The sequence below is a fragment of the Thermus sp. KWY1 genome (genome assembly GCF_057547025.1).
The window spans coordinates 120,613-145,857 of sequence record NZ_BAAJPG010000023.1 but is presented as its reverse complement, the minus strand read 5'-3'; the positions used below and the strand labels follow the sequence as shown (position 1 = coordinate 145,857).

The 25,245-nt window shown below is 65.7% G+C and carries 19 protein-coding genes; 15 read left to right on the top strand and 4 right to left on the bottom strand.

The genetic code is table 11. From position 1 onward, the window contains the following. Nucleotide 1 precedes the first annotated feature (1 nt). From AC27GT_RS07380 to AC27GT_RS07370, 3 genes are all read left to right on the top strand, one after another. Nucleotides 2–2,677: a DUF7927 domain-containing protein gene (locus tag AC27GT_RS07380; RefSeq protein WP_487223846.1), complete on the top strand. Its 2,676-nt coding sequence runs from the start codon at nt 2–4 to the stop codon at nt 2,675–2,677. Beyond that, nucleotides 2,674–8,187: a hypothetical protein gene (locus AC27GT_RS07375; protein WP_487223845.1), complete on the top strand. Its 5,514-nt coding sequence runs from the start codon at nt 2,674–2,676 to the stop codon at nt 8,185–8,187. The genes AC27GT_RS07380 and AC27GT_RS07375 overlap by 4 nt, the downstream gene beginning before the upstream one ends. A 461-nt stretch (nt 8,188–8,648) precedes the next feature. Continuing rightward, a complete protein-coding gene (locus AC27GT_RS07370; RefSeq protein ID WP_487223844.1) occupies nt 8,649–11,552 on the top strand; it encodes a DUF7933 domain-containing protein in 2,904 nt (967 codons plus the stop codon). 12 nt (nt 11,553–11,564) lie between these two features. Here the strand turns inward: AC27GT_RS07370 and AC27GT_RS07365 are convergent, their stop codons facing one another. Together AC27GT_RS07365 and AC27GT_RS07360 are read right to left on the bottom strand one after the other, a co-directional pair. Further along, nucleotides 11,565–12,881, bottom strand: a complete 1,317-nt coding sequence (locus AC27GT_RS07365; protein WP_487223843.1) for an acetyl-CoA hydrolase/transferase family protein — start codon at nt 12,879–12,881, stop codon at nt 11,565–11,567. Continuing rightward, nucleotides 12,878–13,936 carry an alanine dehydrogenase gene (locus tag AC27GT_RS07360; protein WP_487223842.1) on the bottom strand — a complete coding sequence of 353 codons (1,059 nt, stop codon included), beginning with the start codon at nt 13,934–13,936 and terminating at the stop codon, nt 12,878–12,880. The genes AC27GT_RS07365 and AC27GT_RS07360 overlap by 4 nt, the downstream gene beginning before the upstream one ends. An 86-nt stretch (nt 13,937–14,022) precedes the next feature. Between AC27GT_RS07360 and AC27GT_RS07355 the strand changes: the two genes are divergently transcribed. The 4 genes from AC27GT_RS07355 to AC27GT_RS07340 all read left to right on the top strand — a co-directional run bounded on the left by AC27GT_RS07355 (nt 14,023) and on the right by AC27GT_RS07340 (nt 16,732). Continuing rightward, nucleotides 14,023–14,499, top strand: coding sequence for a DUF456 domain-containing protein (locus tag AC27GT_RS07355; protein ID WP_487223841.1), 477 nt, complete (start codon nt 14,023–14,025; stop codon nt 14,497–14,499). Nucleotides 14,500–14,561: 62 nt separating this feature from the next. Next, a complete protein-coding gene (locus AC27GT_RS07350) occupies nt 14,562–14,822 on the top strand; it encodes a glutaredoxin family protein (protein ID WP_126169685.1) in 261 nt (86 codons plus the stop codon). A gap of 8 nt (nt 14,823–14,830) precedes the next feature. Further along, complete coding sequence (gene lgt / locus AC27GT_RS07345; RefSeq protein WP_487223937.1) at nt 14,831–15,652, top strand: prolipoprotein diacylglyceryl transferase; 822 nt, start codon at nt 14,831–14,833, stop codon at nt 15,650–15,652. A gap of 9 nt (nt 15,653–15,661) precedes the next feature. Next, nucleotides 15,662–16,732, top strand: coding sequence for a cystathionine beta-lyase (locus AC27GT_RS07340; RefSeq protein ID WP_487223840.1), 1,071 nt, complete (start codon nt 15,662–15,664; stop codon nt 16,730–16,732). A 41-nt stretch (nt 16,733–16,773) separates the two neighbouring features. Here AC27GT_RS07340 and AC27GT_RS07335 read toward each other — a convergent pair whose 3' ends face one another. Next, the gene (locus AC27GT_RS07335) at nt 16,774–17,238 is read right to left on the bottom strand and encodes an Hsp20/alpha crystallin family protein (protein ID WP_487223839.1); all 465 of its coding nucleotides are present in this window, start codon (nt 17,236–17,238) and stop codon (nt 16,774–16,776) included. 98 nt (nt 17,239–17,336) lie between these two features. On the opposite strand from AC27GT_RS07335, the gene AC27GT_RS07330 reads away from it, so the two are divergent. Genes AC27GT_RS07330 through AC27GT_RS07320 form a run of 3 tightly spaced genes read left to right on the top strand, consistent with a single transcriptional unit; the run spans nt 17,337 to nt 19,404 of the window. Next, the gene (locus tag AC27GT_RS07330; RefSeq protein ID WP_015718173.1) at nt 17,337–18,029 is read left to right on the top strand and encodes a sulfurtransferase; all 693 of its coding nucleotides are present in this window, start codon (nt 17,337–17,339) and stop codon (nt 18,027–18,029) included. Further along, nucleotides 18,026–18,661: an MBL fold metallo-hydrolase gene (locus AC27GT_RS07325; RefSeq protein ID WP_487223838.1), complete on the top strand. Its 636-nt coding sequence runs from the start codon at nt 18,026–18,028 to the stop codon at nt 18,659–18,661. Before AC27GT_RS07330 ends, AC27GT_RS07325 begins: the two co-directional genes overlap by 4 nt. After that, nucleotides 18,649–19,404, top strand: coding sequence for a zinc ribbon domain-containing protein (locus AC27GT_RS07320; protein ID WP_487223837.1), 756 nt, complete (start codon nt 18,649–18,651; stop codon nt 19,402–19,404). The genes AC27GT_RS07325 and AC27GT_RS07320 overlap by 13 nt, the downstream gene beginning before the upstream one ends. Here AC27GT_RS07320 and AC27GT_RS07315 read toward each other — a convergent pair. Continuing rightward, entirely contained in the window at nt 19,401–19,829 is a 429-nt protein-coding gene (locus AC27GT_RS07315) for an OsmC family protein (RefSeq protein ID WP_487223836.1), read from the bottom strand. The genes AC27GT_RS07320 and AC27GT_RS07315 overlap by 4 nt on opposite strands. A gap of 116 nt (nt 19,830–19,945) precedes the next feature. Between AC27GT_RS07315 and AC27GT_RS07310 the strand changes: the two genes are divergently transcribed. The 5 genes from AC27GT_RS07310 to truA all read left to right on the top strand — a co-directional run bounded on the left by AC27GT_RS07310 (nt 19,946) and on the right by truA (nt 25,207). After that, entirely contained in the window at nt 19,946–20,722 is a 777-nt protein-coding gene (locus AC27GT_RS07310; RefSeq protein ID WP_487223936.1) for a metalloenzyme, read from the top strand. A gap of 84 nt (nt 20,723–20,806) precedes the next feature. Beyond that, nucleotides 20,807–21,802: an iron ABC transporter substrate-binding protein gene (locus AC27GT_RS07305; protein ID WP_487223835.1), complete on the top strand. Its 996-nt coding sequence runs from the start codon at nt 20,807–20,809 to the stop codon at nt 21,800–21,802. A gap of 46 nt (nt 21,803–21,848) precedes the next feature. Then, on the top strand, nt 21,849–23,402 hold the full coding sequence (locus AC27GT_RS07300) for an ABC transporter permease (protein WP_487223834.1): 1,554 nt from the start codon (nt 21,849–21,851) through the stop codon (nt 23,400–23,402). Further along, the gene (locus AC27GT_RS07295) at nt 23,381–24,433 is read left to right on the top strand and encodes an ABC transporter ATP-binding protein (protein WP_487223833.1); all 1,053 of its coding nucleotides are present in this window, start codon (nt 23,381–23,383) and stop codon (nt 24,431–24,433) included. Before AC27GT_RS07300 ends, AC27GT_RS07295 begins: the two co-directional genes overlap by 22 nt. 9 nt (nt 24,434–24,442) lie before the next feature. Continuing rightward, nucleotides 24,443–25,207 (top strand): tRNA pseudouridine(38-40) synthase TruA, encoded by a 765-nt coding sequence (gene truA, locus AC27GT_RS07290; protein WP_487223832.1) that lies wholly within the window; start codon nt 24,443–24,445, stop codon nt 25,205–25,207. Nucleotides 25,208–25,245: the final 38 nt, after the last annotated feature.

The following is a 25,245-nucleotide window of genomic DNA, read 5'->3' as shown; positions in this document are numbered from 1 at the left end:
GGTGAAAAGGCTAATCACAATAACCCCGATCCTCGGGGTTATCGTTGGTTTTTTCACCTTTGCCTTCGCCATGACCCCGGCGGGCACGGTAATCCGCAACCAGGCCACGGCCCTGGTGGGCAACGAACGTTACCTCTCCAACGTGGTGGAAACCGTGGTCCGGCCCCTTTGCCTTCCCTCCCTCACCCCCAACGGCACCCCCACTACCCCAGGCCAGGAAGCCGGTATAAGCCCTGGCGGCTACGCCTATCTGCCCTACGTCTTGACCAACGCCGGGAATGACGCCTTCACCTTCTCCCTTTCCCTTGTCCCGGGCCCCCGCGATTGGGACCCGGCGGAGATGGCCATTTTCCCCGACCAAAACGCCGATGGGCTTCCCGATAACTCCACTCCTCTCACCCAAGCCACCCTGGCCATGGGCGAGATCCTCCGCCTGGTGGTGGGCATAAGGGCACCCGCCTCCGCCACGGGAAGCCTGCTTCTGACCCCGGTGGCCCGCTGCCCAAACGGCCAGGAAGATGCCGAGAACTACGCCCGGATTACCGTCACCACGGGACCAGCCCTTTCCGTGGAAAAGCAGATGCCCCCAAGCGCCCTTCCGGGAGAGGAGATCCCGGTCCTGCTCCAGGTGCGTAACCTGGGAACCGCCACGGCCCACACGGTAACCCTGCTGGACCAGCCCCTCCCCCTTCCCTTTGTTCCCGGCAGCGCCCAGGCTCCTAAGGGCCGGGTGGAGTATTACGACGGCACCACCTGGCAGCAAACTGAGCCCCAGGTGGTGAAGGGAGTCCGCCTGGTGCTGGACCGGCTCTTGGTGGGAGAGGAAGCCACCCTCACCTTCCGCCTGAAGGTACCCCCGGGCACTCCACCGGGCCAGGTGGAAAACCTGGCCCGGGCGGAAGGCCCAGGAGGTCCGGCGGAGGGAAGGGCTGCCCTAGAGATCCTCCCCATCTACCAGCACCACCTGGGCCCCCTGGGTAACCCCAGGGCCCTTCCCGGTGGAGAGGGCTCCACGAACGACCGGCAAGAAGCCCAGGGTCTGGCAGGCCAACCCTTTTGCTTTGCCCATACCCTGGAAAATGCGGGCACGGTGCAGGATGCCTACGACCTCCGCGTGGAGGGCCTCCCTGAAGGCCTAGGCTACTGGTTTACGGGAATGGACCGTAGCCCCCTGACCCCACCCCTGGTCCTGGGACCTGGGGAGCAGATGGACTTCAGGGTTTGCTACCTTCCCCAGGAAGCGGGTACCTTCCAAGCCCGGGTGGTAGCCCTCTCCCAGGCTACCGGAGCCAGGAACACCACGGTGGACCTCTTGCATCTCCTCCCGGCCAACGCCCTGGGTCTTGTGAAGGAAGCGGATCCCGCTCCAGGCACTACCTTGAAACCTGGGGATGTGATCACCTACACCCTGCGCATTCAAAACGCCTTCGCTTCTCTTTCCCAGGTGGCGGTGGAGGATGCTTTAAGCCCCCATGTGGAGTTCGTTTCCGCCTCTCATGGAGGAGTGTACGAGGCCCAAGCCCACAAGGTGGTATGGACCTTTGCTTCCCTTCCTCAGGGAGAAACCCTCCTTATCCTGAAGGTGCGGGTGCGGGCCAACACTCCCGACGATAGCCTGGTGGCAAACACCTTCCTGCTTAGGTCCCAGGAAACCCCCAATCCCCTCACCTCCAACCCGGTAACCCATCCGGTCTTTAGTGTGAACCTTCTTCTTCGCAAGGAAGTGAGTCCGAAGGAAGCCGTGGTGGGCGATCTTCTCACCTACCGCCTCACCCTGGAAAATCCCTCGTCCGCAAGCCTTACCGTACGCATCACCGACACGCCACCCCCGGGAACCCGCTACGAGCCCGGCACCGCCCTCTTCTTCCCCGAATGCCAGGGAGGTGGGGAAGCCCTCGAGCCCCGGCGGGAGAACGGAAGCCTTGTGTGGGAAAACCTCTCCTTACCCGGCAAGGGCAAGCTCTGCCTGACCTATAAGCTCCGCCTTCTTCCTGGAGCACCTAAGGAACTGGTCAACACCGCCCAGGCCCTGGGGGTGAGCGGAAACGGGGCGGCCACCGCCAGCGGCAAAGCCCAGGCCCTGACTCTCCTAAAGCCCGGGCCCTTCGCCCTGGGGGGGATGCTCCTGGGCCGGGTCTTCCTGGATATGGATGGGGACGGCACCTTTGGACCCCAGGACCTTCCGCTTCCAGGGGCAAGAATCCTCCTTTCCAACGGCGTGCAGGCCCTCACGGATAGCGCTGGCCGGTACGCTTTCCGGGACCTCGAGGGCCTCCATCAAGTGATGCTGGATCCCGCCTCGGCTCCCTTCCCCCCGCTTCCCATGCCGGAAAACCTCGGGGAGGGGTACCGCAAGCGCGCCGTGGTCCAGGGCCTCACCGTGGTGGACTTCCCCTTAAGGCCTCCCAGGGGCTCAGTCCAGGTTTTCCGGAACACCACCTTGCGCCTGGGCCCCTTCTCGGTGGAGAAGAGAATCGTGCAGGTGGGGGACCGGCTTTTTGTGGAACTCCGCCTCAAAAGCCCCGAGCCCCTCCCCGAACTCACCCTCACCGATCCTTTGCCCGATGGAGGGGCCAAAACCTTTTCGTTTGCGGAGTTTAAAGGGGAAGAGGTCCTGGTATACGAGCTGGAAAAGGCCGTGCTGACCGACCCTGAGGTGCGGTGGAGGTACCCATGACGAGGCGAGGAGGCACCTGGAAACTGCTCCTGGGCATGGTCCTTTGGGCCCTGGCCCTTTTCCCATGGGCCAAGGCCCAAAGAAATCTTCCCCAAGTGGAGCTTAAGGCCACCTTGGTGGGCACGGGGCTGGAATGGGAGCTGGACCGCCTCGAGGTCTGGCTGGTTCCCGTGGCCGAGGAAGGGCGGATCGCCCTTTTCTCCCCGGGGTTTGACCCCGAGGACTACCGAAGCGCCCTTAAGGGCAAGGAGGAACTTGGGGATGAACGCTACGACCGGGGCCAGGGGAAGGTCAAGGCCACCTACGAGCTCCACCGGGAAGGCACCCTGCTCAGGCGGGTGGAGTTTGGAGTGGAACCCCACCGGGAGGTGGAGCTTTTCCTGGGGAAACTGGTCCCGGGCCAGGTCTACCGCCTGGTGGCCCGGTTTGAGGGCCTGGGCAAGAACGCTTTCGTGCTGCGGGCCGAGGGCTTCAAGGTCTATTTGGATCCCCAGGCCTATGTGGTGGACATGGCCCCCCATGGAGCAGGCCTCACCCTCCGCCAGCTTCCCGGCCAGCAGGGAACCTTTGTGGAGCTTCTCGCCCTAAGGGTGCCAGAGGACGCCCTTCCCCTCAGCGTGCGCTTTTACGATGAGGACGGCCCCGAAGAGCTCCGCTCCCGGGTGGTCCTGCCCAACGGCACCCTCGAGGAGCGCCCCGTGTCCGGTGACCGGGAATGGAGTTCCTACACCCTCAGGCTCCCCGGCCTCACCCGCTTCCTCTTCACCCAGCCCCCCACCGCCCGGCAGTACTCCAACACCCTGGCCTTCCAGGTGCCCGGATGTTTGCAAGCCGAGGCCGCCTTACCCGGGGGGGAAAGAGGTTTGCGTAGGCAAGAGGGAGGCTTCTCCCTGGTACCCCCAGGCCCCAGGAAGGTAAAGGTGGTGGATCCCGAGGGGAATCCCCTGGACCTGACGCCCACCCTTACCCCGGAAGGTTTGGCTACCCTGGCCCTGCCCCAGGGCTACCGTCTACTGGAAGTGCGCACCCAAGGGGCGGTGAAAACCCTGGAGGGAGGTCGGGTCCTTTTCGGCTGCCCTGGAGGGGAGGCCACCTATGTGGTGGAAATACCCCCGGCCCAGCTCAGGGTGCGGGTCCTCCTCGCCCTGCTCACGGGGGAACGGCCCGGGGAAGGTCTTCTGGAGGTAAGGGGAGAGGCGAAACGGGTGGAAGGGGAGGCTCTTTTCACCCTGGCACCCGGGACGTATCCCCTCGCCCTTCGGGTGGAAGGCGCCAAGGTGGAAGGACCCAGCCAGGTCACCCTTGCCCCGGGAGAGAAACGGGAGGTGGTCTTTAGCCTCTTCCCCCAGGTGAACCTCACCCTCACCCCCGAGACCCAGCGCCAGAGGGAAGGAGAGGTAGCCCGGGTGGTCCTGGAAGCCACCACCTCCTACCCTGGCCTCCTCCCCGGGGAACTCTCCCTGGAGCTTCCCGAGGACCTGGAGGCCCTGACCCCCACCCGCATCACCGGCCCCCTCAGCAAGGACCGTCCCTTGCGGCTTACGGTGGACCTCAAGGGTCCCAAGGGCACCTACGTGGTTAAGGGAAGGCTCCAGCCCCATGGCCTCGAGGCTTCCGGGCAGGTGGAGTTCTTCCGGCAGGCCACCTTCACCCTGCACAAGGAGGCCCTCACCCCCAAGGTGGCCCAGGGGGAGGAAGCCCGCTTCCGCCTCACGGTGGTGAACCGAGGGGACGAGGCCGGCTGGGTAATCCTGAGGGATCCTGGCGGGGCGGGCCTCGAGGGGCCGAAGCTGGAAGAGCGCATCTACCTGGAGGCCCAAACAGGCAAAAGCTACGAGGTAGCCTTCCGGGCCACGGGGGAGGGCCTTTTGGTGAACCGGGCCGAACTCCTTTCCCAGCAAGGGGAGGTGCTGACCCGGACCGAGGCGTCTGTGGAGGTCCTCCTGCCCAAGCCCGCCCTGGCCCGGGAGCTCCCTTTCCAGCGCTATCTGCCGGGGGAGGAGGTACGGCACCGCCTGGTGGTGCGCAACCTGGGCGAGGCTCCCATGCGCTACATCCTGGAGGACACCTGCCCGGACTTCCTGGAACCCCGGGAGGCCCGGTTTGAAGGAATCCTGCCCCCAGGTGGGGAGAGGGTGCACACCTACACGGCCAAGGTGCGCTTCGGGCCGGAGGCCCAGGGCACCTGCCGGGCCACCCTGCACACCTCACGGGGCAATCCCACGGCGGAGGCTTCCGTGGCCCGTGTCCTCCTCTCCTTGAAGAAGGAAGCCCTTCCCGCCCGGGTGCTGGAGGGGAACAAGGCTGCCTTTCTCCTCACCGTGACCAACCCCGCCGACCACGCTGTGCGCATCCGCCTCCTGGACACCCTCCCCAAGGGCCTGCCCATGGAGGCCCTGGATAGGGAGCTTGCCCTCGAGGCCGGGGAAACCCGCATCCTTGAGCTTCCCGTGGAAGCGGTGCCCGCCGGGGTCTGGGTCAACCGGGCAAGCGCCTTCCTGGGGGACTCCCCGGTGGCCTTCCCCGCCGAGGCCACCCTGGCCGGGCTACCCCTATTGATCCCCGAGCGCATCTCCGAGGTGCGCCTGCCCTACCAGGTGCAGGCCGCCCAGGGGGAGGGACTCCTCCTGGCCTTCCCCCTTCCCCCGGGAGCCCAGTACATCCCGGGTAGCGCCCGGCACCAGGAGCTTCCCCTGGAAGACCCCCTGGTCTACGAGCAAGAGGGGGCCCAGACCCTATACTGGAGGCTTCCCTTTGCCCAAAAGGGCGAGGTGCGCTTCCTGCTGAAGCACGAAAGGGCCCTGCCCCCCATGGGCAAGCCGGGCCTTACCCTCCTCTCCGGGGGCAGGGAGGTGGCCCTGGAGGGTAGGGCAACCCTGGAGGAGTACCGCAAGGCCAAACCCCTGGCCACCTCCCGGTCCGGGGTGATCCGCCAGCCCCAAGACGGCCAGGTTTTCCGGGACCGGGATGCCATCACCGTGGTCCTGGAAGCCCCCTTGGGCCCCCTCACCCTCAAGGTGAACGGGCAGGTGGTGGGCCAGGATCGCCTGGGCAAGGCGGAGCTGGACGAGGGCCAGGGCTGGCAGCGCCTGGAGTACTACGGGGTGCCCCTGGCCGTGGGGAGGAACCTCCTGGAGGTGGAGGGCGTGGCCCAGGACCGGGTGGAGGTCTTTCGCACGGGAAACCCCGTCAGGCTCAGGCTCTCCCTCCTGGAAGGAAAGGCGGATGGCCGCACCCCCATCCGGGTGAGGGTGGAGGCCCTGGACGAAAACGGGCTTCCCTCCGGGTTCGGCCCCATCACGGTGGAAACCGATCTAGATCCCTTGAACCCGGATGCCTTCCTGGAGATCTCCGGCTACCAGATCCTCCTCAAGGATGGCCGGGCAGAGCTTCTCCTTAAGCCCCTATCCGCCCCCCGGGAGTTCACGGTGCGGGCCGAGTTCAACCGCATAGAAGCCAAGGAGCGCTTCTTCCCCGGGGAAAGGAGGGAAGGGCTTTGGCTTGCCCAGGGAAGCGTGGGGGTGGCCTTAAAGGAGATATCCCAGGGGCTTAGCCTGGAAAACCTCCGCCTTTTTAGCCTGGCCCGAGCCTATGCCGAGGGCCCGGTGATGGGAGGCCAGGGCCAGCTGGCCCTGGACACCGCAGGCGGGCTTGCCGGGAAACTGACCCCGGAGCGCTTCCCCGTCACCGGGGCAGCCACCGAGGCCAAGCGTCCCCTCACCTCCGACGACCCCATCGCCTTCCGCTACGACCAGGCGGAGTTCTCCATCGCTTACGAACGGGCTCCCCTGGGAGCAGCCCTGCCCGAGGCCACCGCCCTCCGCTTCGCCACCCGGGGAGCCACGCGCCTGGAAGGCTTCCTGGGCCTCCTGCCCTGGGCACGGGTACAGGAACGGATAACCCCCGACGGCACCTCGTACTACCGTCTCTCCCAGCCTCCCAAGCCCGGCTCCGTAAGCCTCATCCTGGTGGAAGGGGCCCGGGAAACCCGCCTGGTGGAGGGCAAGGACTACGTGGTGGACGATCTGGGGAACATCCAGCTTTCCCGGCCCCTCTTCCCCACCACCCCGAGCCTGGCTCCCGTGTACCTCCTGGCGGAATACGCCCCGGTGAGCGCCCCCCGGGATCTCCTGGCCTACGGCCTGGGTGCTACCTATGAGGAAGGAGGCTTCCGTTTCGGGGTTTCCGCCGCCTACCTGGGCTCCTGGCGGTATGGCCTGGAAGCGGGCTACGCCCAGGGGTCGGACCGCCTGGGTCTCAGCGCCGGCTACGCCGAGGGCCGCTTCCGCCTGGCCTTTGGGGCCGATGCCCGCCTGGGGGCCTTCCGCCTCCAGGGGGACCTGCGCACGGAGGATATCGCCCAGGGCCTCGCCGCCCTCCAGGGCCAGGCCCGGCTGGCCTACGAGGAAGGCTCCCTGGGCGTGGCCCTGGAGCACACCACCCCCGCCCAGGTCACGGGCGCAGCCCGTAACTTGACCGCCCTCCTCCTGGAGTACCGGCCCAAGCCCTTCACCGTGGGAGCCGGCCTCGGCTACATGTGGAATGAGGCGGCCTGGGCCTTCCTGGGGCGGGCGGGGTACGAGGAAGCTGGGGCCAAGGTCCTCCTCACCCACAGCCAGGCCTTCGGGCTCAGCAAGGCCATAAGCCGGCTGGAAGCCACCTTGCCCCTGGACCCCAACCTTTCCCTGGAGGCAGGGCTGGCCTACCCGTGGGGCGAGGGGCTGTCCGGCACCCTGGGCCTGCGGCAAAGGCTCGCTGGGGCCAACCTCTCCCTTTCCTACCAGCTTCCCACCGCCAGCGGGGAGGGGAACCGGGCTCGCTTCGGTGTGGAAGCACCCTTGCCCCTCACGGACACCCTAAGCCTCAACCTCACCGCCGGAATGGAGCGGAACTTGAACACGGGCACCGGCACCGCCGCCTTTGGCCTCGCCGCCCGGTACAAAACCGAAACCCTCTCCGCCACCCTAGGGGGTGAGGTTTCCCTGGGCCAGGAAACCAAGCTGGTATTCAAAGGCGGTGCGGCGGGAAGCCTGGACGAGGAAAACACCCTGTCCGTGGACGGTCTTTACCAGGTCCTGCCCAAGCCCGAGGGCCGCTTCACCGTGGCCTACGCCCTCTTCGCCTCCCAGATGAACCTCCTCACCTACCACCGCATCCTCCTGGGGAACGAGCCTCTCCTGGAAGGCGAACTCATCTCCGCTTACCACCAGCCTGGCTTCCAAATCAGGCCTGGCCTTGCCTACCGCATCAAGCCCCAGGACCCCCTGGCCAACACCTACCAGTTCGGATTAGGAGCCAACCTCTACCTCACGGAACGCTTTGGCCTGGGTGGGGCTGGCTACTACGTGTTCCAGCCCGGCACGGGCCAGGGCCGCTTCGCTTACAGCGTGGAGGGAAGCCTGAGGGTGCTGGATGGCCTCTGGTTCAACCTGGGGTACAGCTTCGGGGAAACCCTCCTGCAACCCGAAGGCCTCTACCTGCGCCTGGATTTCTTTGGGGGTAGCCGATGAGGTACGTGCGTCTTGGTTTGGTTCTCTCTATCCTTTCCTTTTTAGGTCTAGCCCAAGCCCAAGTGGTGCGTTCCTTCCAGGAGGCTTTCCGGGTGGAAACCACCGGAGACATTCTCATCGTGGGCAACACGCTGATGACATGTAGCGACGGTTGCAACCCTAATGATCAAAGCCTAAGTAACAATCGCCCAATGGCGTTTGTGGATTTTGACAACGACTCCTCCACCTCCAACTCCTCCAGTAGCTTCCTGAGCCTTCCCTCGGGAGCCCAGGTTCTGTGGGCTGGCCTCTATTGGGGCGCACGGGCCGATCCCAACAGCGCTAATCGCTCCCAAATCCGGATAAGGCCCCCTGGTTCTCCAACATACCAAACCGTGACCGCAGATTGGATTGCAACCATAACCAACCAAGGTGACACCACTAGTCGCCCCTATGCGGCCTTTAAGGACGTCACCTCCCTGGTGCAAAGCGCTGGATCTGGGGAATACTGGGTCGCCAACATCACTGGCCTCACGGGCAATAATGGGTTAGGTTACTACGCTGGCTGGAGTCTGGTGGTGGCCTACCAGCATCCGGCTGAGCCCTTCCGCCGCCTCCAGGTTTTCCACGGGCTAGCCAGCGTCAACAGTACCAATAACGTAACCATCACGGTTTCCGGGCTGCTCACGCCACTGGTAGGCACCGTGGAAGCCCGGGTAGGTGCAGTGTCCTGGGAAGGAGACGGAGGCATTACCGGCGATTCCTTCCAGATCAAGCCCACCGCCAGCCTCACCTGGTCCAATCTCTCTGACGCCGTTAATCCATCCAATAACTTCTTTAACTCCACTATCAGCCGCTTAGGCCAACATTACACCAACCGCACGCCATCCTACCGTAACACCTTTGCCCTTGATGCCGATGTGGTTCCGTACAACGGCTTACCCAACGGAACCACCTCGGTGGATCTGCGTTTCACCTCCACTCAGGACGCCTACTTCCCCCAGGTCCTCACCTTCGCCATCAACCTGTACCTCCCCGACTTGGTTACCACCTTCCAAAAAAGCTACAATGACCCAAATGGGGGCCAGGTGGTGGTGGGAGATGAGCTGGAGTTCGAAATCAGTTTCCAGAACACGGGTACGGATGGGGCCAACAACGTGGTGCTTACCGATCCCATTCCCCCGGGTACCCAGTACGTGCCGGGTAGTCTCCAGGTGGTTCAAAACGCCGCCAGCGCTCCCACCGGCACGTTCACTGACGCGAGTGGCGACGACATCGCCGAGTACAGCCCATCATGTCCAGAACATGGGGGTTCCCCTTGCGTACGGTTCCGGCTTGGTTCCGGAGCCAATGCCTCTCAGGGTGGTGTAATCCTCCCTGGGGAAGGAGCCAGGGTGCGCTTCCGGGTACAGGTGTTGCCGCAGGCCGCCGGCCAGACCATAACCAACACGGCTCAGATTTCCTACAACTCCTTGACCCTGGGCACGAGTTTCAGCAAAACCGCTTCCGTCAGTGCCTCTGTGAGTATCCCCTACCCTCCCACCCTCAACAAGGTTTTTTCCCCAGCTTCTATCCCTCCAAGCAGCACCAGCCTTCTTACCATCACCCTTGCCAACCCCAACCCCACCCCTGCCACCCTCACCGCCAATCTGGTGGACAGCCTCCCTGCGGGGCTGGTGGTGGCCAGCCCGGCCTCTGCCAGCACCACCTGCCCAGGAGGCAGCGTGAGCGCCACCCCAGGCGGCACCAGCATCACCCTCTCTAGCGGCGCACAAATCCCCGCGGGTGGCGCCTGCACGGTAACCGTCCAGGTGACCGGCAGCACCCCGGGCAGTTACACCAACACCCTGCCCCAGGGAGCCCTAAAGACAAACCTGGGGGAGAACCAAAACCCGGCCACTGCCACCCTAACCGTGGAAGGCTATACCCTTTCTGGATCCCTTTACCACGACCTCGAGCCCGATGGCCTCAAAGGCCCAAGCGAGGACTGGTCCACGGGAACCACACTCTACGTGAACCTGGTGCAAGGGGGTAGCGTGGTGGCCTCGGCAACCGTGAACCCTGGCACTGGTGCCTTCTCCTTCCAAGGCGTACCCCCAGGAAGCTACTCCCTGGTGGTGGCCACCTCCCCGGGTAGCACCGCCCCCCAAGCTCCTTCGGGTTGGCGCTTCATCAACCCCGGGAATGGCGAGCGGCAAATAGGGGTGACTGGCCACCTGCAAGGCCTGGATTTCGGTCTTTTCCATGGGGGAGTGGTCCAGGGCCAGGTCTTCTGGGATGACGGCTTTCAGGGAGGCAATCCCAACAACGCCCTACAGGATGGGGGGGAACTAGGGGTGGGTGGGGTTACAGTCACCGCCACGGATGGCAACAACACCCGCACCGCCCCCACCGATGGCCATGGCTTCTACCGCCTCTACATCCCCGCCTCTTGGGGACAGGTGACCCTCTTCCATCCCCTTCGCCCCGCCACCGGTTGGAACGACGGCAGCACCCCCACCCAGGTGGCGGACTGGAACCAGGCCACTACCCCCACCTCCCCAGGGGCCACCCTCCAGCTAGGCCCCGCTCCTCTTCTTGCCGGCTACACCTGGGTCCGCAACTTCGGCTCGGTGCGGGATAGCCGCTTCTATCCCGATGCCTCCGGCCAAACCTCTTCCCCCGGCGTCTACACCTTTAGCCACTGGTACCGGCCAGGAACCTTAGGCACCGTCACCCTCTCCCCCCTCGCCCCAAGCCCCCGCTACACCTACCAGGTCCGGGTGGATCTGGACTGCAACGGCTCCTTCGGTCCAGGGGAAGACTGGGCCTCCTTCCCCTACACCTTTACCGTGGGCACCGCCTGGCCCCGGGAAGCCGATGGCGGCCTCAGGGCCTGTGCCCTCGAGGTCCGAGCCCTGGTGCCCGCCGGGGAACCCGCAGGAGCCATGGACATCGCCCTGGTGGAAGCCAGGCTCACCTGGGCAGCAAACCCCAGCGTCCAGGAACCCGACACCCTCACGGATACCCTTCACGTGGTGGGAGGTGAGGTCCGCCTGGAAAAACGGGTGCGCAATATTTCCCAAAACACCCCCTTCGCCACCACCGCCCAGGGCAAACCCAACGAGGTCCTGGAGTACTGCATCGCCTACCGCAACCTGGGAACCCAGCCCGTCAGCAACTTCGTCCTCAGCGACCCCATCCCCTTCTTCACCGAAGCCCTCACCACCGTGGCCGACTACGGCAACAAGGCCATCCAGTGGACCCACGGAAGCGCCACCCAGCACCTCACCGCACAAACCGGGGATGACGCCGGGGAAATCGCAAGCGGCCTTGTAAGGGTTCTGGTGGGCACCGTGGGGCCAGGGGAGATGGGAGAGGTGTGCTACCGGGTGAGGATCCGCTAGGCGAGAACGCGCCTATTCCTTGGAGCCGGGCGCAACACCAGGATAAGCCCTGGGCAGAAGCCTCCTCTCCCACGCCGCTTTCAAAAGCTCCTCCCGAAAGTCGGGGTGGGCCACCTCAATAAGGGCCAGGGCCCTCTCCCTTAGGGAGCGGCCGAAGAGTTCGGCGATGCCCCACTCGGTGACCACGTAGTGCACATCGGCCCGGGTGGTGACCACCCCGGCCCCCGGCTTCAAGTAGGGAACAATGCGGCTTTGCCCCTTGGCGGTGGAGGGCAGGGCGATGATGGGCTTGCCCCCCTCGCTCCGGGCTGCCCCGCGGATGAAGTCCAGCTGGCCGCCGAAGCCCGAGTAGATGCGGGTGCCGATGGAGTCCGCCACCACCTGGCCGGTGAGGTCCACCTCGATGGCGGAGTTGATGGCCACCATCTTGCGGTTCTGGGCCACCACGAAGGGATCGTTCACGTAGTCCGCGGGGTGGAGTTCAAAGAGGGGGTTGTCGTGGACGAAGCGGTAGAGCCGTTCCGAGCCCAGGACAAAGGTGCCGATCACCTTGCCGGGGTGGAGGGTCTTGCGGGCCCCGGTGATGAGGCCTTTTTCAAAGGCCTCGAGGACCCCATCGGAGATCATCTCCGTGTGGATGCCCAAGTCCCGCCTGCCCTCGAGGCTGGCCAGCACGGCATCGGGAATGGCCCCGATGCCCATCTGCAAGGTGGCCCCATCCTCAATGAGGCTCGCCACATGCTCCCCGATCCTCCGCTCCACCTCGCCAAAGCCCTCCCGCTTCAGCTCGGGCAGGGGCCAGTCCAGCTCCACGATGGCGGTGAAGCGGGAGACGTGGACGAAGGTATCCCCCAGGGTTCTCGGCATCCTGGGGTTCACCATGGCGATCACGATGGGAGCCGCCTCGAGGGCCGCCTTGGTGGCGATCACCTCCACCCCCAGGGAGCAGAAGCCGTGCTCGTCGGGTGGGGAAACCTGGACGATGGCGGCATCCAGGGGAAGGATGCTCCTTTTGAAAAGCCACGGCACCTGGTGGAGCATGATGGGCACGTAGTCGGCCCGGCCCTGGTTCACCGCCTCCCGGTCGGTGGGCCCCACGAAGAGGGAGCGGCGCCGGAAGTGGCCCTCCATCTCCGGGGAGGCAAAGGGATCCTCCCCCATCTGCAGGAGGTGCACCAGTTCCACGCTCTCCAGCTCCTCCTTGCGGGCGGCCAGGGCCTTCAGGATGGGGGTAGGGGTGGCGGCGTTTCCGGAAACGAAGACCCGCATCCCGGATCGGATGAGGGTGACGGCATCCTCGGGGGAAGTCAGCTTCTTGCGGTAGCTCATTCCAGGTGGCCTCCTTTCTGGCCCAGGAGGAGGTAAGCCCCTTGCCGGAGCTCGGGAACCCCCAAGGGATCCTCCTCCACCTCCAGGAGAAAGGGCAAAAGGGTGGCGGTGAGGGCGTGGCTGCTGGTACGGGGCACCAGGGCGGGAACGTTGGGGAGGCAGAAATGGGTGATGCCCATCTCCTGGTACACCCCCACCCGGCTGGTTTCCGCAATCCCCCCCTGGTCGATGGCGAAATCCAGGAGCACGGCCCCCGGGCGCATGCGAGAGAGCAGGGCCCGGCTTAGGAGGAAGGGGGCCCTCTCCCCAGGCACCGCCACCGCCCCCACCAGGACGTCGGCAAAGGCGGCGTACCGCTCCAGCCGGCTTTGGGTGATGAGGGCGGCAACCGCCCCCTTGGCCTCCTTGGAGGCTTCCTCCAGGGCGGAAAGCTCCTTGTCCAGGAGGTAGACCGAGGCCCCCATTCCCAAAAAGGAGCGGGCCGCCGCCCTTCCCAAAACCCCCGCCCCCAGGATGACCACATCCGCAGGGGGAATCCCCGGCAGCCCGGAAAGAAGCACCCCGGGACCAAAGGGAGCCTCCAGAAGCCTCCCGGCGATCTGGGGGGCCAGGCGGCCTGCGATCTCGCTCATGGCCTTGAGCACGGGGCGCCTCCCCCCGGCTCCGATGAGTTCGTAGCCGATGGCGGTCAAACCCTTTTCCGCCATGGCCTCCACCAGGGAAGATTCCGCCACCGCCAGGTGCATGAAGGCCATGATGGTGGCTCCGGGCCGGAGCAAGGCGATCTCCTCGAGGGTGGGCCTTCCCACCTTCAAGACCACCTCCCCACGGCCAAAGGCTTCCTCCCGGCTCACCAGCCGGGCCCCGGCCTCCTCGTAGGCCCCATCGGGGAAGCCCGCCCGCTCCCCCGCCCCCCGCTCCACATAGACCCGGTGGCCCCTCTCCACCAGCTCCCGCACCCCTTGGGGGGTAAGGGCCACCCGCCCCTCCCGCACCTCCCCGAAGGGGGGTTGGGTCTTGACCACGCCTTGCTCCTTGGGTAGGCCAAACTCCATACCCGCCTCCTCGCCTCGAGCTTAAGGCCCGGCCTCAGGGCGGATGTCCTTTTCCTTCTCATGAAATCCCACCCTAGGCTTTTTTCGTGGATACCTTCGCCGACTGGCTCTTCGTGGCCCTCTGGGGGGCGGGGGTGCTCCTTACCCTGGTGCCCTTCGTCCCCGCCACCCTCCTGATCCTGGCGGCTGCCCTCCTCCACGAGGCCCTGGTGGGCTTCCGGGAGCTTTCCCTGGGCCTGTGGCTGGCCCTGGGGGTTCTGGCCCTTCTGGCCATGAGCCTGGACAACCTCGCCACCCTCCTGGGAGCCAGAAGGTACGGGGCCGGGCGGGCAGGGCTATGGGGAGCGTTTTTGGGAGGGGTTTTGGGCCTCTTCCTGGGGGTGGTGGGGGTTTTGGTGCTCCCCTTTGTGCTGGCCTGGCTCTTTGAGTACCTTTCGGGCCGGAAACCCGAGGAGGCCCTAAGGGCAGCCTGGGGCACCCTGGTGGGCCTCATGGGGGGCGTGGTGGCCAAGGCGATCGTCCACGTGGCCATGGGGATCCTGGTGATCCGGGCCATCTTCTGATGCCACCCCAACCTGGCCAAACCAGGTTAGGGGCCCCCGGCGGTACTACCCCAGAGCAAGGTATGCTTTTCCCCATGGACCTGGTCTTCGTCACCCGCGAGGGGTGCGGCCTTTGCGAAAAGGCGGAAAGGGCCCTCTGGACCCTGGGAATACCCTATGTGCGCCGGGATGTGGACCAAGACCCCGGGCTTTTCCGCCTCTACACCTTCCGGGTACCCGTGCTCCTCCTGGGGGAAGAGGTGCTTTTGGAAGGAGCCTTTGGGGAGAAAGACCTGCTGGCCCTTGTGGAGCGCTGGCAGGAGTCCAAGGGAGGTGAGGCATGAACCCCACCATGATCCAGATCGGCCCCTTGCGCATCCAGTGGTACGGCTTCCTCCTGACCCTGACCATCTTCATCGGCTTTGAGCTGGCCAAGCGCAGGCTTAGGGCCTGGGGGTTGGATGCGGAGAAGTTTGAGGTGGTGGCCTTCTGGGCAGTCATCTTCGGGGTGGTGGGGGCCCGGCTGGGCTACGTGCTCACCTCCCCCGGCTACTTCCTGCAAAACCCCGTGGAGGTCCTGTACATCTGGCACGGGGGCCTCTCCTTCCACGGGGCCATTCTGGGCGGGGCTTTGGTCTTCTTCTACTTCCATAAGCGGAAGGGCTACCCCCTCTGGCCCTACCTGGACGCCGCCACCCCGGGGGTGGCCTTGGGCATCATCGCCGGCAGGATCGGGAACCTGATGAATGGCTCGGACACCGTGGGGCGCCTCACCTCCTTGCCCATCGGCTTCACCTGGCCGGAGTGGGCCAAGGGCTTCCCGGGAATCTGCCCCGGCATAGAGGACATCTCCCAGGTGTACCGGTGCGCGGAGCTCCTCCGGGGCCCCGTGCACCTCACCCAGATCTACGGGGCCCTGGTGGGCCTCATCCTTCTGCCCCTCTCCTACTACTGGCTTCGCAAAAAGCCTTTTTACGGGTATGCCTTCTGGAACTTCATCCTCTGGTACAGCGTGCTCCGCTCGGTCCTCGAGGAGCCCTTCCGGCTGAACCCCCTGTGGCTCCCCGTGTACCGCAATGACGAGCTGGGCATCGGCCTCTTCACCGCCACCCAGGTGGTGAGCCTGCCCCTCATCCTCCTTTCCTGGTACATGCTGCGGCGCCTGGGCCGGTAAGATAAGCCCATGGTGCTTCCCCCCCGCAAGGACTCGTTGAAGTGGGGCACCTACCCTGAGGACGTCCTGCCCCTTTGGGTGGCGGACATGGACTTCCCCGTGGCCGAGCCCATCCAGAGGGCCATACGGGAAAGGGCCGAGGGCTTTTTGGGCTACCCGCCCCGGGATGGGGACCCGGAGCTCAAGGCCCTCATCCTGGAACAAACGGGCTTAGAAGGGGAGGTGGCCTTCATGCCCGGGGTGGTGGTGGGGCTCTATGGGGCGGTGGCCGCCTTCACCGCCCCCGGGCAGGGGGTCCTGACCCAGGTCCCCATATACCCCCCGTTTCTGGCCGCCATACGCCAGCAAAGGCGCACGGTTCTGGCCAACCCCTTACGGGAAACGGAGGAGGGGTACAGGCTGGACCTCGAGGGCCTGGAGCGCCTGGCCTACGCCAGCAGGCTCCTCCTCTTCTGCCACCCGCAAAACCCCACGGGAAGGGTCTACAGCGAGGAGGAGCTTTCCGCCCTGGCCGCCATCGCCCGCAAGCACGACCTCATCGTGGTTTCCGATGAGCTCCACGCCCCTTTGACCTACGAGAAGCCCCACGTGCCCCTGGCCCGCTTCCTCCCCGAGCGCACCCTCACCCTGCTGGGCCCGGGAAAGGCTTACAACCTGGCTGGGCTGCCCATAGGGGCGGTGGTGGGGCCTAGGCCCCTGGTGGAGGCCTTGAAGCGCCACCTACCCCACACTTTTCCCAACGTGTTGGCCATGGCCGCCTGGAAGGCCGCCCTGCTGGAGGCTGGACCCTGGCTTCGGGAAACCCTAGCCCGGCTCAAGGCCAACCGCGACCGGGTGGCGGCCTGGGCCAAGGAGGTGGGCCTCGGGCACTTCGCTCCGGAGGGCACCTACCTGGCCTGGTTCAAAACCCCCATTCCCCAGGCGGCCTCCTTCTTCCTCAAGGAGGCCCGGGTGGCCCTGAACCCCGGGGAAAACTTCGGGGAAGGATACGACCGCTACGTGCGCCTCAACTTCGCCACCTACCCCGAGGTGCTGGAGGAAGCCCTGAAGCGCCTTGCCGAGGCCCTAAAGAAAGTGTAAACCCCCCGGGGAACGTCCCCGGGGGGAAGGAGCTTCCGGGCTTACTGGACCACCTCGATGGGGATCCGCTTGGCCCGGGCCTCGGCCACCTTGGGCAGGGTGAGACGCAGGATCCCGTGGCGGAACTCCGCCTTGGCCTGGGAGGCATCCACCTCCACGGGGAGGGAGAAGGTGCGCACAAAGGAGCCGTGAGGGATCTCCTGCAGGTAGTAGCGGCGCACCTTAACCTCCTCGGCAGGCTTCACCTGGCCCCGTACGGTGAGCTTGCTCCCCTCGAGGCTCACCTCCAGGTCCTCGGGAGCCAGGCCCGGCACCGCCATCTCCAGGACCAAGGCCTCGTCGGTCTCGTAGAGGTCGGCCGGAGCCACGTAGGTGGCCACGGGCCGGGCAAAGTCGCCCAGAACCTCCTCAAAGAGCCGGTTGGCCTCCTCCAGGAGGGAGAAAGGACCCCAGGTACGGAAGGGAGTGATCTCCGCAGGACGCACATCCCTACGAACCAGGGCCATACCTATCACCTCCTTTTTCACTTATATCACCTGCGCGCCTTCTTGTCAAGTACCTTTAGGCTTATGCGCCTACCCCTGCGCCCCCTATAATCAAGGGCATGGAGATCCCTCCTGAGGCCGTCTTGGTGGACACCCGGCCCAGGGCTGCCTACGAGGCAGGCCACCTGCCAGGCGCCCGCCACCTGGATCTTTCCGCCCCCAGGCTCCGCCTGCGGGAAGAGGCGGAGCTCAAGGCCCTCGAGGCCGGCCTCACCGACCTCTTCCAGGAACTTGGCTTAAGAAGCCCGGTGGTCCTCTACGACGAGGGGCTCACCAGCCGCCTTTGCCGCACGGCCTTCTTCCTGGGCCTCGGGGGGCTAGAGGTGGAGCTTTGGACGGAGGGCTGGGAACCCTACGCCACCGAACGGGAAGAGCCCAAGCCCGAGCGCTCGGATACCCTAGCCCGCCTCCGGCGGGACTGGCTCCTCACCGCGGACGAGGCGGCCAGGCACCCTCTTCTTTTGGATGTGCGAAGCCCCGAGGAATATCAGGGCAAGGTCCACCCCCCCTGCTGCCCCAAGGGGGGACGGATCCCGGGGAGCCGGAATGCCCCCCTGGAGCTTTTCCTGGAGCCGGATAAGGTGCTAAAGCAACTCGGCCTGGAGCCGGGACAGGAGGTGGGGGTCTACTGCCACTCCGGGGCTCGGAGCGCCGTGGCCTTCTTCGTGCTGAGAAGCCTCGGGGTGCGGGCCAGGAACTACCTGGGCTCCATGCACGAGTGGTTAGGGGAGGGCCTTCCCACCGAGCCATGAGGGTGTACGGCTTAAGCGTGGGCCCTCTCCAGGAAAACACCTACCTGGTGGAGGGGAAGGAAGGAGCGGTGCTCATAGACCCCGGGGACGAGGCGGAAAGGATCCTGGCCCTTTTGGAGTCCACGGGGTTAACCCCCAAGGCCATCCTCCTCACCCACGCCCACTTCGACCACGTGGGAGCGGTGGCCCCCTTGGTGGAGGCCCTGTCCCTGCCGGTCTTCCTCCACCCCTTGGACCTTCCCCTTTACCGGCATGCGGCGGAGGTGGCCCGCATGTGGGGCCTCGCCATCCCCGACCCTCCCCTCCCGGTAGAGCCTCTGGAAGAGGGGCAGGTCCTTTACGGCTTCACCGTCTGGCACCTTCCCGGCCATAGCCCCGGCCATGTGGCCTTCATCCATCCCGGCGAGGCCGGGGAACCCCCCCGGGTCCTTTCCGGGGATCTCCTCTTCCAAGGGAGCATCGGCCGCTACGACCTGCCAGGGGCAAGCCGGGAGGACCTTTTCCGCTCCTTAAAGCGCCTCCTCACCCTGCCCCCTCAGACGGAGGTCTACCCGGGGCATGGACCCAGCACCACCCTGGCCCTCGAGGCCAAGACCAACCCCTTCCTCCTCGGGTTAGAATGGGAAACGTGAACGGGGCGGATGCTCCCCACAGGGGACAGCTTGAGGCGCTCAAGGCTCTTTATGACCTGCAGGAAAAGGACCTGGAGATAGACCGATTGCAAAAGGAGGCGGAAACCCTTCCCGAGGACCTGGTTTCCGTGAAGGCCCAGGTGGAGGCCCTGGAAGACCGGCTTGCCGACCTCCTGGAGCGCCAGGCAGAGCTCCGCAAGGAGTACAACCGCCACAGCCTGGACATCGAGGACCTCACCGCCAAGGAAAAGCAGGCGGAGGCCGAGCAGCGCCAGGCCCAAAGCGCCCGCGAGCAGACCCAGTACGAAAACCGCATCCAGCAGATCAAGGACCGCATCAAGGAGCTCCTGGAGCTTTCCACCCCCATCATGGAGGCCATGGAGAACCTGGAAAACGAGATCCAGGAGGTGGAAGCTCAGCTGGCGGCCTTAAGGCCCCGCCTGGAAGAACTCTTGGAGGCCAACCGGGTGCGGGTGGAGGCCCTAAAGGCCGAGATTGCCGTCAGGCTGGAGGAACGCTCCCTGATGGCCCAGGCCATCCCTGCCCCTGTCCTGAAGGAGTACGAGGCCATCCGCCGGGCCCGGAAGGGCACCGGTATCGCCCGCATGCACCGCCAGGGCCAGGTCTTCCGTTGCGAGGGGTGCAACGTGGTCCTGCCCACCCACGTGGCGCAAAAGGTGGTACAGGGGCAGCTGGTGCGCTGCCCCTCCTGCGGCCGGCTTCTCTGGAAGGGGGAAGGTTAGGCCAGGCGGGCCTCGAGGGTAATCTCCTTCACCGCCCCCAGGGCCCGGGAGACCGGGCATCCTTCCTTGGCCGCCTGGGCGATCTCCTGGAACTTCTCTGGGGTTATCCCCGGCACCTCCGCCTCGGTGATGAGCTCAATCCGGGTGATGGTGGCCTTCCCCTCCACCATCTCCAGGTGCACCCGGGCCTCGGTGGAAACCCGCTTGGGGGGAAACCCCTCCCGTTCCAGCGAGGCCGCCAGGGCCATGGAGAAGCACCCCGCATGGGCGGCGGCGATGAGCTCCTCGGGGTTGGTCCCCGGCCCCTCCTCAAAGCGGGAGGGGAAGGAATAGGGTCCCTCAAAGGCCTGGCTTTGCAGCCGCATCAACCCCTTACCGCTCCGCAAACCTCCCTCCCATACCGCATTGGCCCTTCTTACCGGCATAGGTTTACCTCCAGTGCCAGAATACCTGGCACCTTGGGGAAGCTCCAGTGAGAAAAGGCACTTTTCCCAAGCCCCCGGGGTTTGACGAAGGGGGACGGGTAGCCCACACTAAAGGCGTGCTCTTCCTCTTCGTGGACGGCCTGGGCCTGGGGGAGGCCTTGGAGGACCTCTTCCCCCTTCTTTTGGAGCTTTCCCCCAGGGCCCTGGACGCCACCTTGGGGGTGGAGGGCTTGCCCCAGTCGGGCACGGGCCAGACCACGCTCCTCACCGGGGTCAACGCCGCCAGGCTCCTAGGCCACCACCAGGGGCCTTTCCCGAGCCCCAGGCTCAGGCCCCTTCTCCGGCAAAGCCTTTACGCCTGGGCTAAGGAAGCCGGCCTCAGGGTCCTCCACGCCAACGCCTACCGCCCGGAATACCTGAAGCGAGCCACGGGGGGAAGGAGGCTTATGCTTTCCGCCTTTGCCCAGGCGGCCCTCCTGGCAGGCCTCCCCCTTCTGCCCTTGGGCCATTCCCTGGCACTCCCTCCCGCCTTCTGGGAGGATCCCCACGAGGTGGGGGCCAGAATGGCGGCCTTGACCCGAAGTTTCGACCTGGTGGTCCTGGAGTACTGGGCCCTGGACCTGGCCGCCCACCGCCATCCGGATACCCTTCCCGAGCGCTTCCGCGAGCTCTCCCTGTTCCTGAAGGGCTTCCTGGAGGAAGGGGGCACCCTCCTCCTCACCTCCGACCACGGGAATGCCGAGGAGCCCTGGCACCCCAAGCACACCCGAAACCCCGTACCCCTGGTTTATACCGGGGAAACCCCCTTCTGGCCGCAGGACCTGGTGGGGGTGTTTTCCTGGCTGCAAGTGATTATCACTTCTAAACTTGCAAAATCCGACCGGAATACTTGACTTTAATCCCCCCTTGGGGTAAAGTCCCCAGGCAGAGGGCGCCCTCGCCCCGGGGAACCCCTGGGGATGCAGGAAGGAGGCAAGATGCAGCTTAGAAGGTTCATACCCCTGATCGGCCTTGTGGCTTTAGGACTGGCCTTCGCCCAGCAGCAGACCCTAACCCTCTACTCCGGGCGGGGGCAGAGCCTGGTGGAACCCTTGGTGAAGCAGTTCCAGGCGGAAACGGGTATCCGGGTCCAGGTGCGCTACGGCACCGACGCCCAGATCCTGGCGGCCCTGCAGGAGGAAGGAAGCCGTTCCCCGGCGGATGTCTTCTGGGCCAACACCGCGGGCGCCCTGGGCCAGGCGGCCAGCAAAGGCCTCTTAAGGCCTCTGGGGGACACCCTCCTTAGGCAACCCGTGGCCTTCGTGCCCGCCTCCAAGGCCTGGGTGCCGGTGACCCTGCGCCTGAGGGTGCTGGCCTATAACCCCCAGAAGCTTAAGCCGGAAGAGCTTCCCGCAAGCATCCTGGACCTCCCCCGCTTCGCCCAGGAAAAGGGCCTGGTGGGCAGGGTGGGCTGGACCCCCACCTACTCCAGCTTCCAGGACATGGTGGCGGGGATGATCGCCCTCTACGGGGAAGGCAGGACCCGGGAATGGCTTTCCGCCATGAAGGCCCTAAACCCCAAGAGCTACGCCTCCAACCCGGCCATGCTGGACGCCATCCGCGCCGGGGAGATCGACCTCGGCTCCACCAACCATTACTACGTGGTGCGCTTCCGCCGGGCCGGGTACAACCTGGGGCTCCACTACTTTAAGGATGGGGACGTCGGCAACCTGGCCTTGGTCACGGGAGCGGGCATCCTCAAGACCTCCAAGAACCTGGTGGCCGCAAACCGCTTCCTCACCTACCTGCTCTCCCCCAAGGGGCAGCAGTACTTCGCGGGCACCGTGGGGGAATACCCCTTGGTCAAGGGAGTGGTGGCCGATGCCCACCTCCTGCCCCTCGAGGAGGCCCTGGCGAAAAGCCCCAAGCTGGACTTTGAGAGGCTCCCCCTGGACCAGGCCCTAAGGCTCCTAAGGGAACTGGGGATTCTCTAGGACCACCCCCTCCCCCCGGATCCGGGGGCGAGCGCCGAAGCCGAAGATGACCAGCGCAAGAAGGCTCCACCAACTTCCCGGGCTCCTGCCCTTCCTGGTGCCCGCCCTCCTCACGGGGGGCGGGGTGGCCCTTCCCCTCCTCTACCTAGCCTTAAGGGCCCTCGAGGCCGATCCCGAAACCCTTCGGGATATCCTCCTTCGCCCCAAGAACCTGGAGCTGGTGAAGAACACCCTTTCCCTCCTCCTCGGGGTCCTCCTTTTCACCACCCTCATCGCCCTGCCCCTGGCCTTCCTCACCACCCGCACCGACCTCAAGGGGAAGCGCCTCTTCTCCATCCTCCTCACCCTGCCCCTGGCCATTCCCGGCTACGTGGGAGCCTACGTGATCCTTTCGGCCACGGGGCCCGGGGGGGTCCTCCCCCTGCCGCGCCTCGAGGGGTACTGGGGGGCGCTTCTGGTCCTCTCCCTCATCACCTACCCCTACCTCTTTCTGGGTTTGCGGGCTGCTTTTTTGGGGCTGGACCCCAGCTTGGAGGAAGCCGCCCGAACCCTGGGGGTGGGACCCTTAAGGGCCTTTTTCCAAGTGGTCTTCCCGCAACTTCTCCCCGCCCTCCTCTCGGGTTACCTGGTGGTGGGCCTCCACGTCCTGGGGGATTTCGGCACCGTGAGCCTCCTTCGCTACGAAACCTTCTCCTACGCCATTTACCTTCAGTACAGCGCCGCCTTTGACCGGGTGTACGCCGCCTGGCTGGCCCTTTTCCTCCTCCTCTTCACCGGAGGGCTTCTCCTTTTGGAAGGCGCCTTCCTCCGCCGCCTCAGCCTGGCCCGCACGGGAAAGGGCAGCGGGAAAAAGGCCAGGTCCGTGCGCCTGGGCAGGTTCACCCCCTGGGCTTACCTCCTACTCCTCCTCCCCGTCCTCCTGGCCCTGGTCCTTCCCCTCTATGCCCTTTTCCACCTGGCAAGCCGCTTTCCCCGGGAACACCTCACCGGGCTTTGGGAAGCCCTCTCCCACTCCGCCATGGCCGCCATCCCCGCCTCCTTTCTGGCGGTGGGCATGGCCCTGCCCATCGCCTACCTGGCGGTGCGCTACCCCTCGCCGGCCTCCCGCTTCCTGGAAAGGCTGGGCTATCTGGGCTACACCATCCCCCCTTTGGCCTTCGCCCTGGCCTGGATCTTCTTCAGCCTGAAAAGCCTTCCCTTCCTCTACGGCACCCTGCCCCTCCTCATCCTGGTTTTGGCCTTCCACTTCCTGGCCGAGGGCCTGGGGCCGGTGCGGGGGGCGCTTTACCAGGTGCCAAGGCGCCTCGAGGAGGCAGCCAGGACCCTGGGGGACACCCCGGCGCGGGCCTTCTTCCGCGTCACCTTTCCCCTCCTCTGGCGGGGAGCGGTGGCGGGAGGGGCCTTGGCCTTCATCGGGGCGGTGAAGGAGCTTCCCATCACCCTCCTCCTCGCCCCCATGGGGTACAGCACCCTTTCCACCCGGGTTTTCGGCTACACTCAGGAAGCCATGTTCGCCGAGGCCGCCCCCTTTGCCCTAGCCATCGCCCTCCTCTCGGCGGCCTTTGTGGGGGTGTTGCTTTGGAGCGAGCGCCGCTTCTAATCCTGGAAGGCATCGTCAAGCGCTTCGGGGAGCACGAGGTGCTTAAGGGAATCGACCTCGAGGTCTTTCCCGGGGAGATCCTGGCCCTTTTGGGGCCCTCGGGCTGCGGCAAGACCACCCTCCTCAGGGTGGTGGCCGGGTTGGAAAACCCGGAGGCAGGGCGGATTTTCCTGGAGGGCAAGGAGATCACCTCCCTGCCCCCGGAAAAGCGGGGCATCGGCTTTGTCTTCCAGGACTACGCCCTTTTCCCCCACCTCACCGCCTTGGGCAACGTGGCCTTCGGCCTTAAGGGGAAAGACCGCTACGAGAAGGCCAAGAAGGCCCTGGAGCGGGTGGGCATGACCCTTTTCCAGGACCGCAAGCCCGGGGAGCTTTCCGGAGGGCAGCAGCAGCGCATCGCCCTGGCCCGGGCCCTGGCCCCGGGCCCGAAGCTGGTCCTCTTGGACGAACCCTTTTCCAGCCTGGACGCCAGCCTCAAGGCCAGCACCCGGGAGGAGGTGCGCAAGATCCTCAAGGAAACGGGCACCACTGCCCTTTTGGTCACCCACGACCAGGAGGAGGCCCTCTCCTTCGCCGACCGCCTGGGGGTGATGCGGGGAGGAAGGCTAGAGCAGGTGGGTACCCCCGAGGAGGTCTACCTCAAGCCCAAGACCCCCTTCGTGGCCCAGTTTTTGGGGCGCACCAACCTGCTTTCGGGGGAGGGATTCGGCCGGTATGCGGAAACGTGCCTGGGCCCTGTGCCCCTGGCGGAGCCCGCCCACGGACCCCTTCTCCTCTCCCTGCGCCCCGAGGCCCTAAGGCTTCTTCCCCCCGAAACCCCGGAGGGTGCCCTGGGACAGGTGCTGGCCCGGGAGTTCAAGGGGCACGACCTCACCTACCGGGTGCGTCTCTTCTCCCCGGAGAAGGAGATCCTGGTGCAGGAGGGACCGGAAAGCCCCTTCCGCGTGGGGGACCGGGTGCGGCTTAAGGTGGTGGGAAAGGGCGTGGCCCTCGAGGGGCATCCCTCCAAGGCCCCGGTGGGTGCGGATTAAGCTGGGCCCGTGCGCCGCATCCTGATCCTCACCGAGTACGACGGCACCCATTTCGCCGGGCTTCAGCGCCAGCGACCGGGCCTGCGCACCGTGCAGGGCGAGCTGGAAAGGATTTTGCCGGAAATCGGGGCCCTGCCCAAAGCGGTGGCCGCAGGCCGCACGGACGCCGGGGTGCATGCCCTGGCCATGCCTTTCCACTTTGACCTCTTAAGCAGGATTCCCACGGAGAGGATCCCCGAGGCCTTGAACCGCCTTCTCCCCGAGGACCTAAAGGTGATCGCCGCCAAGGAGGTGGCCCCAGACTTCCATGCCCGCAAGGACGCCCTTTGGCGGGCTTACCTTTACCGCATCCTCCTTAGGCCCCACCCCTCTCCTCTCCTCCGCCACCGGGCCCTTTGGATCCGCCACTCCCTGGACCTCGCCGCCATGCGGGAAGCCCTCGCCCACCTCCCGGGCCGGCACAGCTTCCTGGGCTTCGCCAAGGAGGAGGTGCGGGCAGGGGAAAGGGAGCTTTACGAGGCCCGCATGGAGGAGGTGGAAGGGGAAGCAGGTAGGGAGCTTCGCTTCTACTTCCGGGGCCAAAGCTTTCTGAGGGGCCAGGTGCGGGGGATGGTGGGAACCCTCCTCGAGGTGGGTCTGGGCAAGCGCTCCCCGGAGAGCATCCGGCTCATCCTGCAAACCCAGGACCGGGGCCAAGCGGGCCCCTCGGCGCCGCCCCAGGGGTTATATTTCCTCGAGGCCGCCTATCCCCCGGAAAAGCTATCCCCTCGGTAGACCGGGGGCCCCACCCTGGCAAAGCCAGGGTGGGGTGG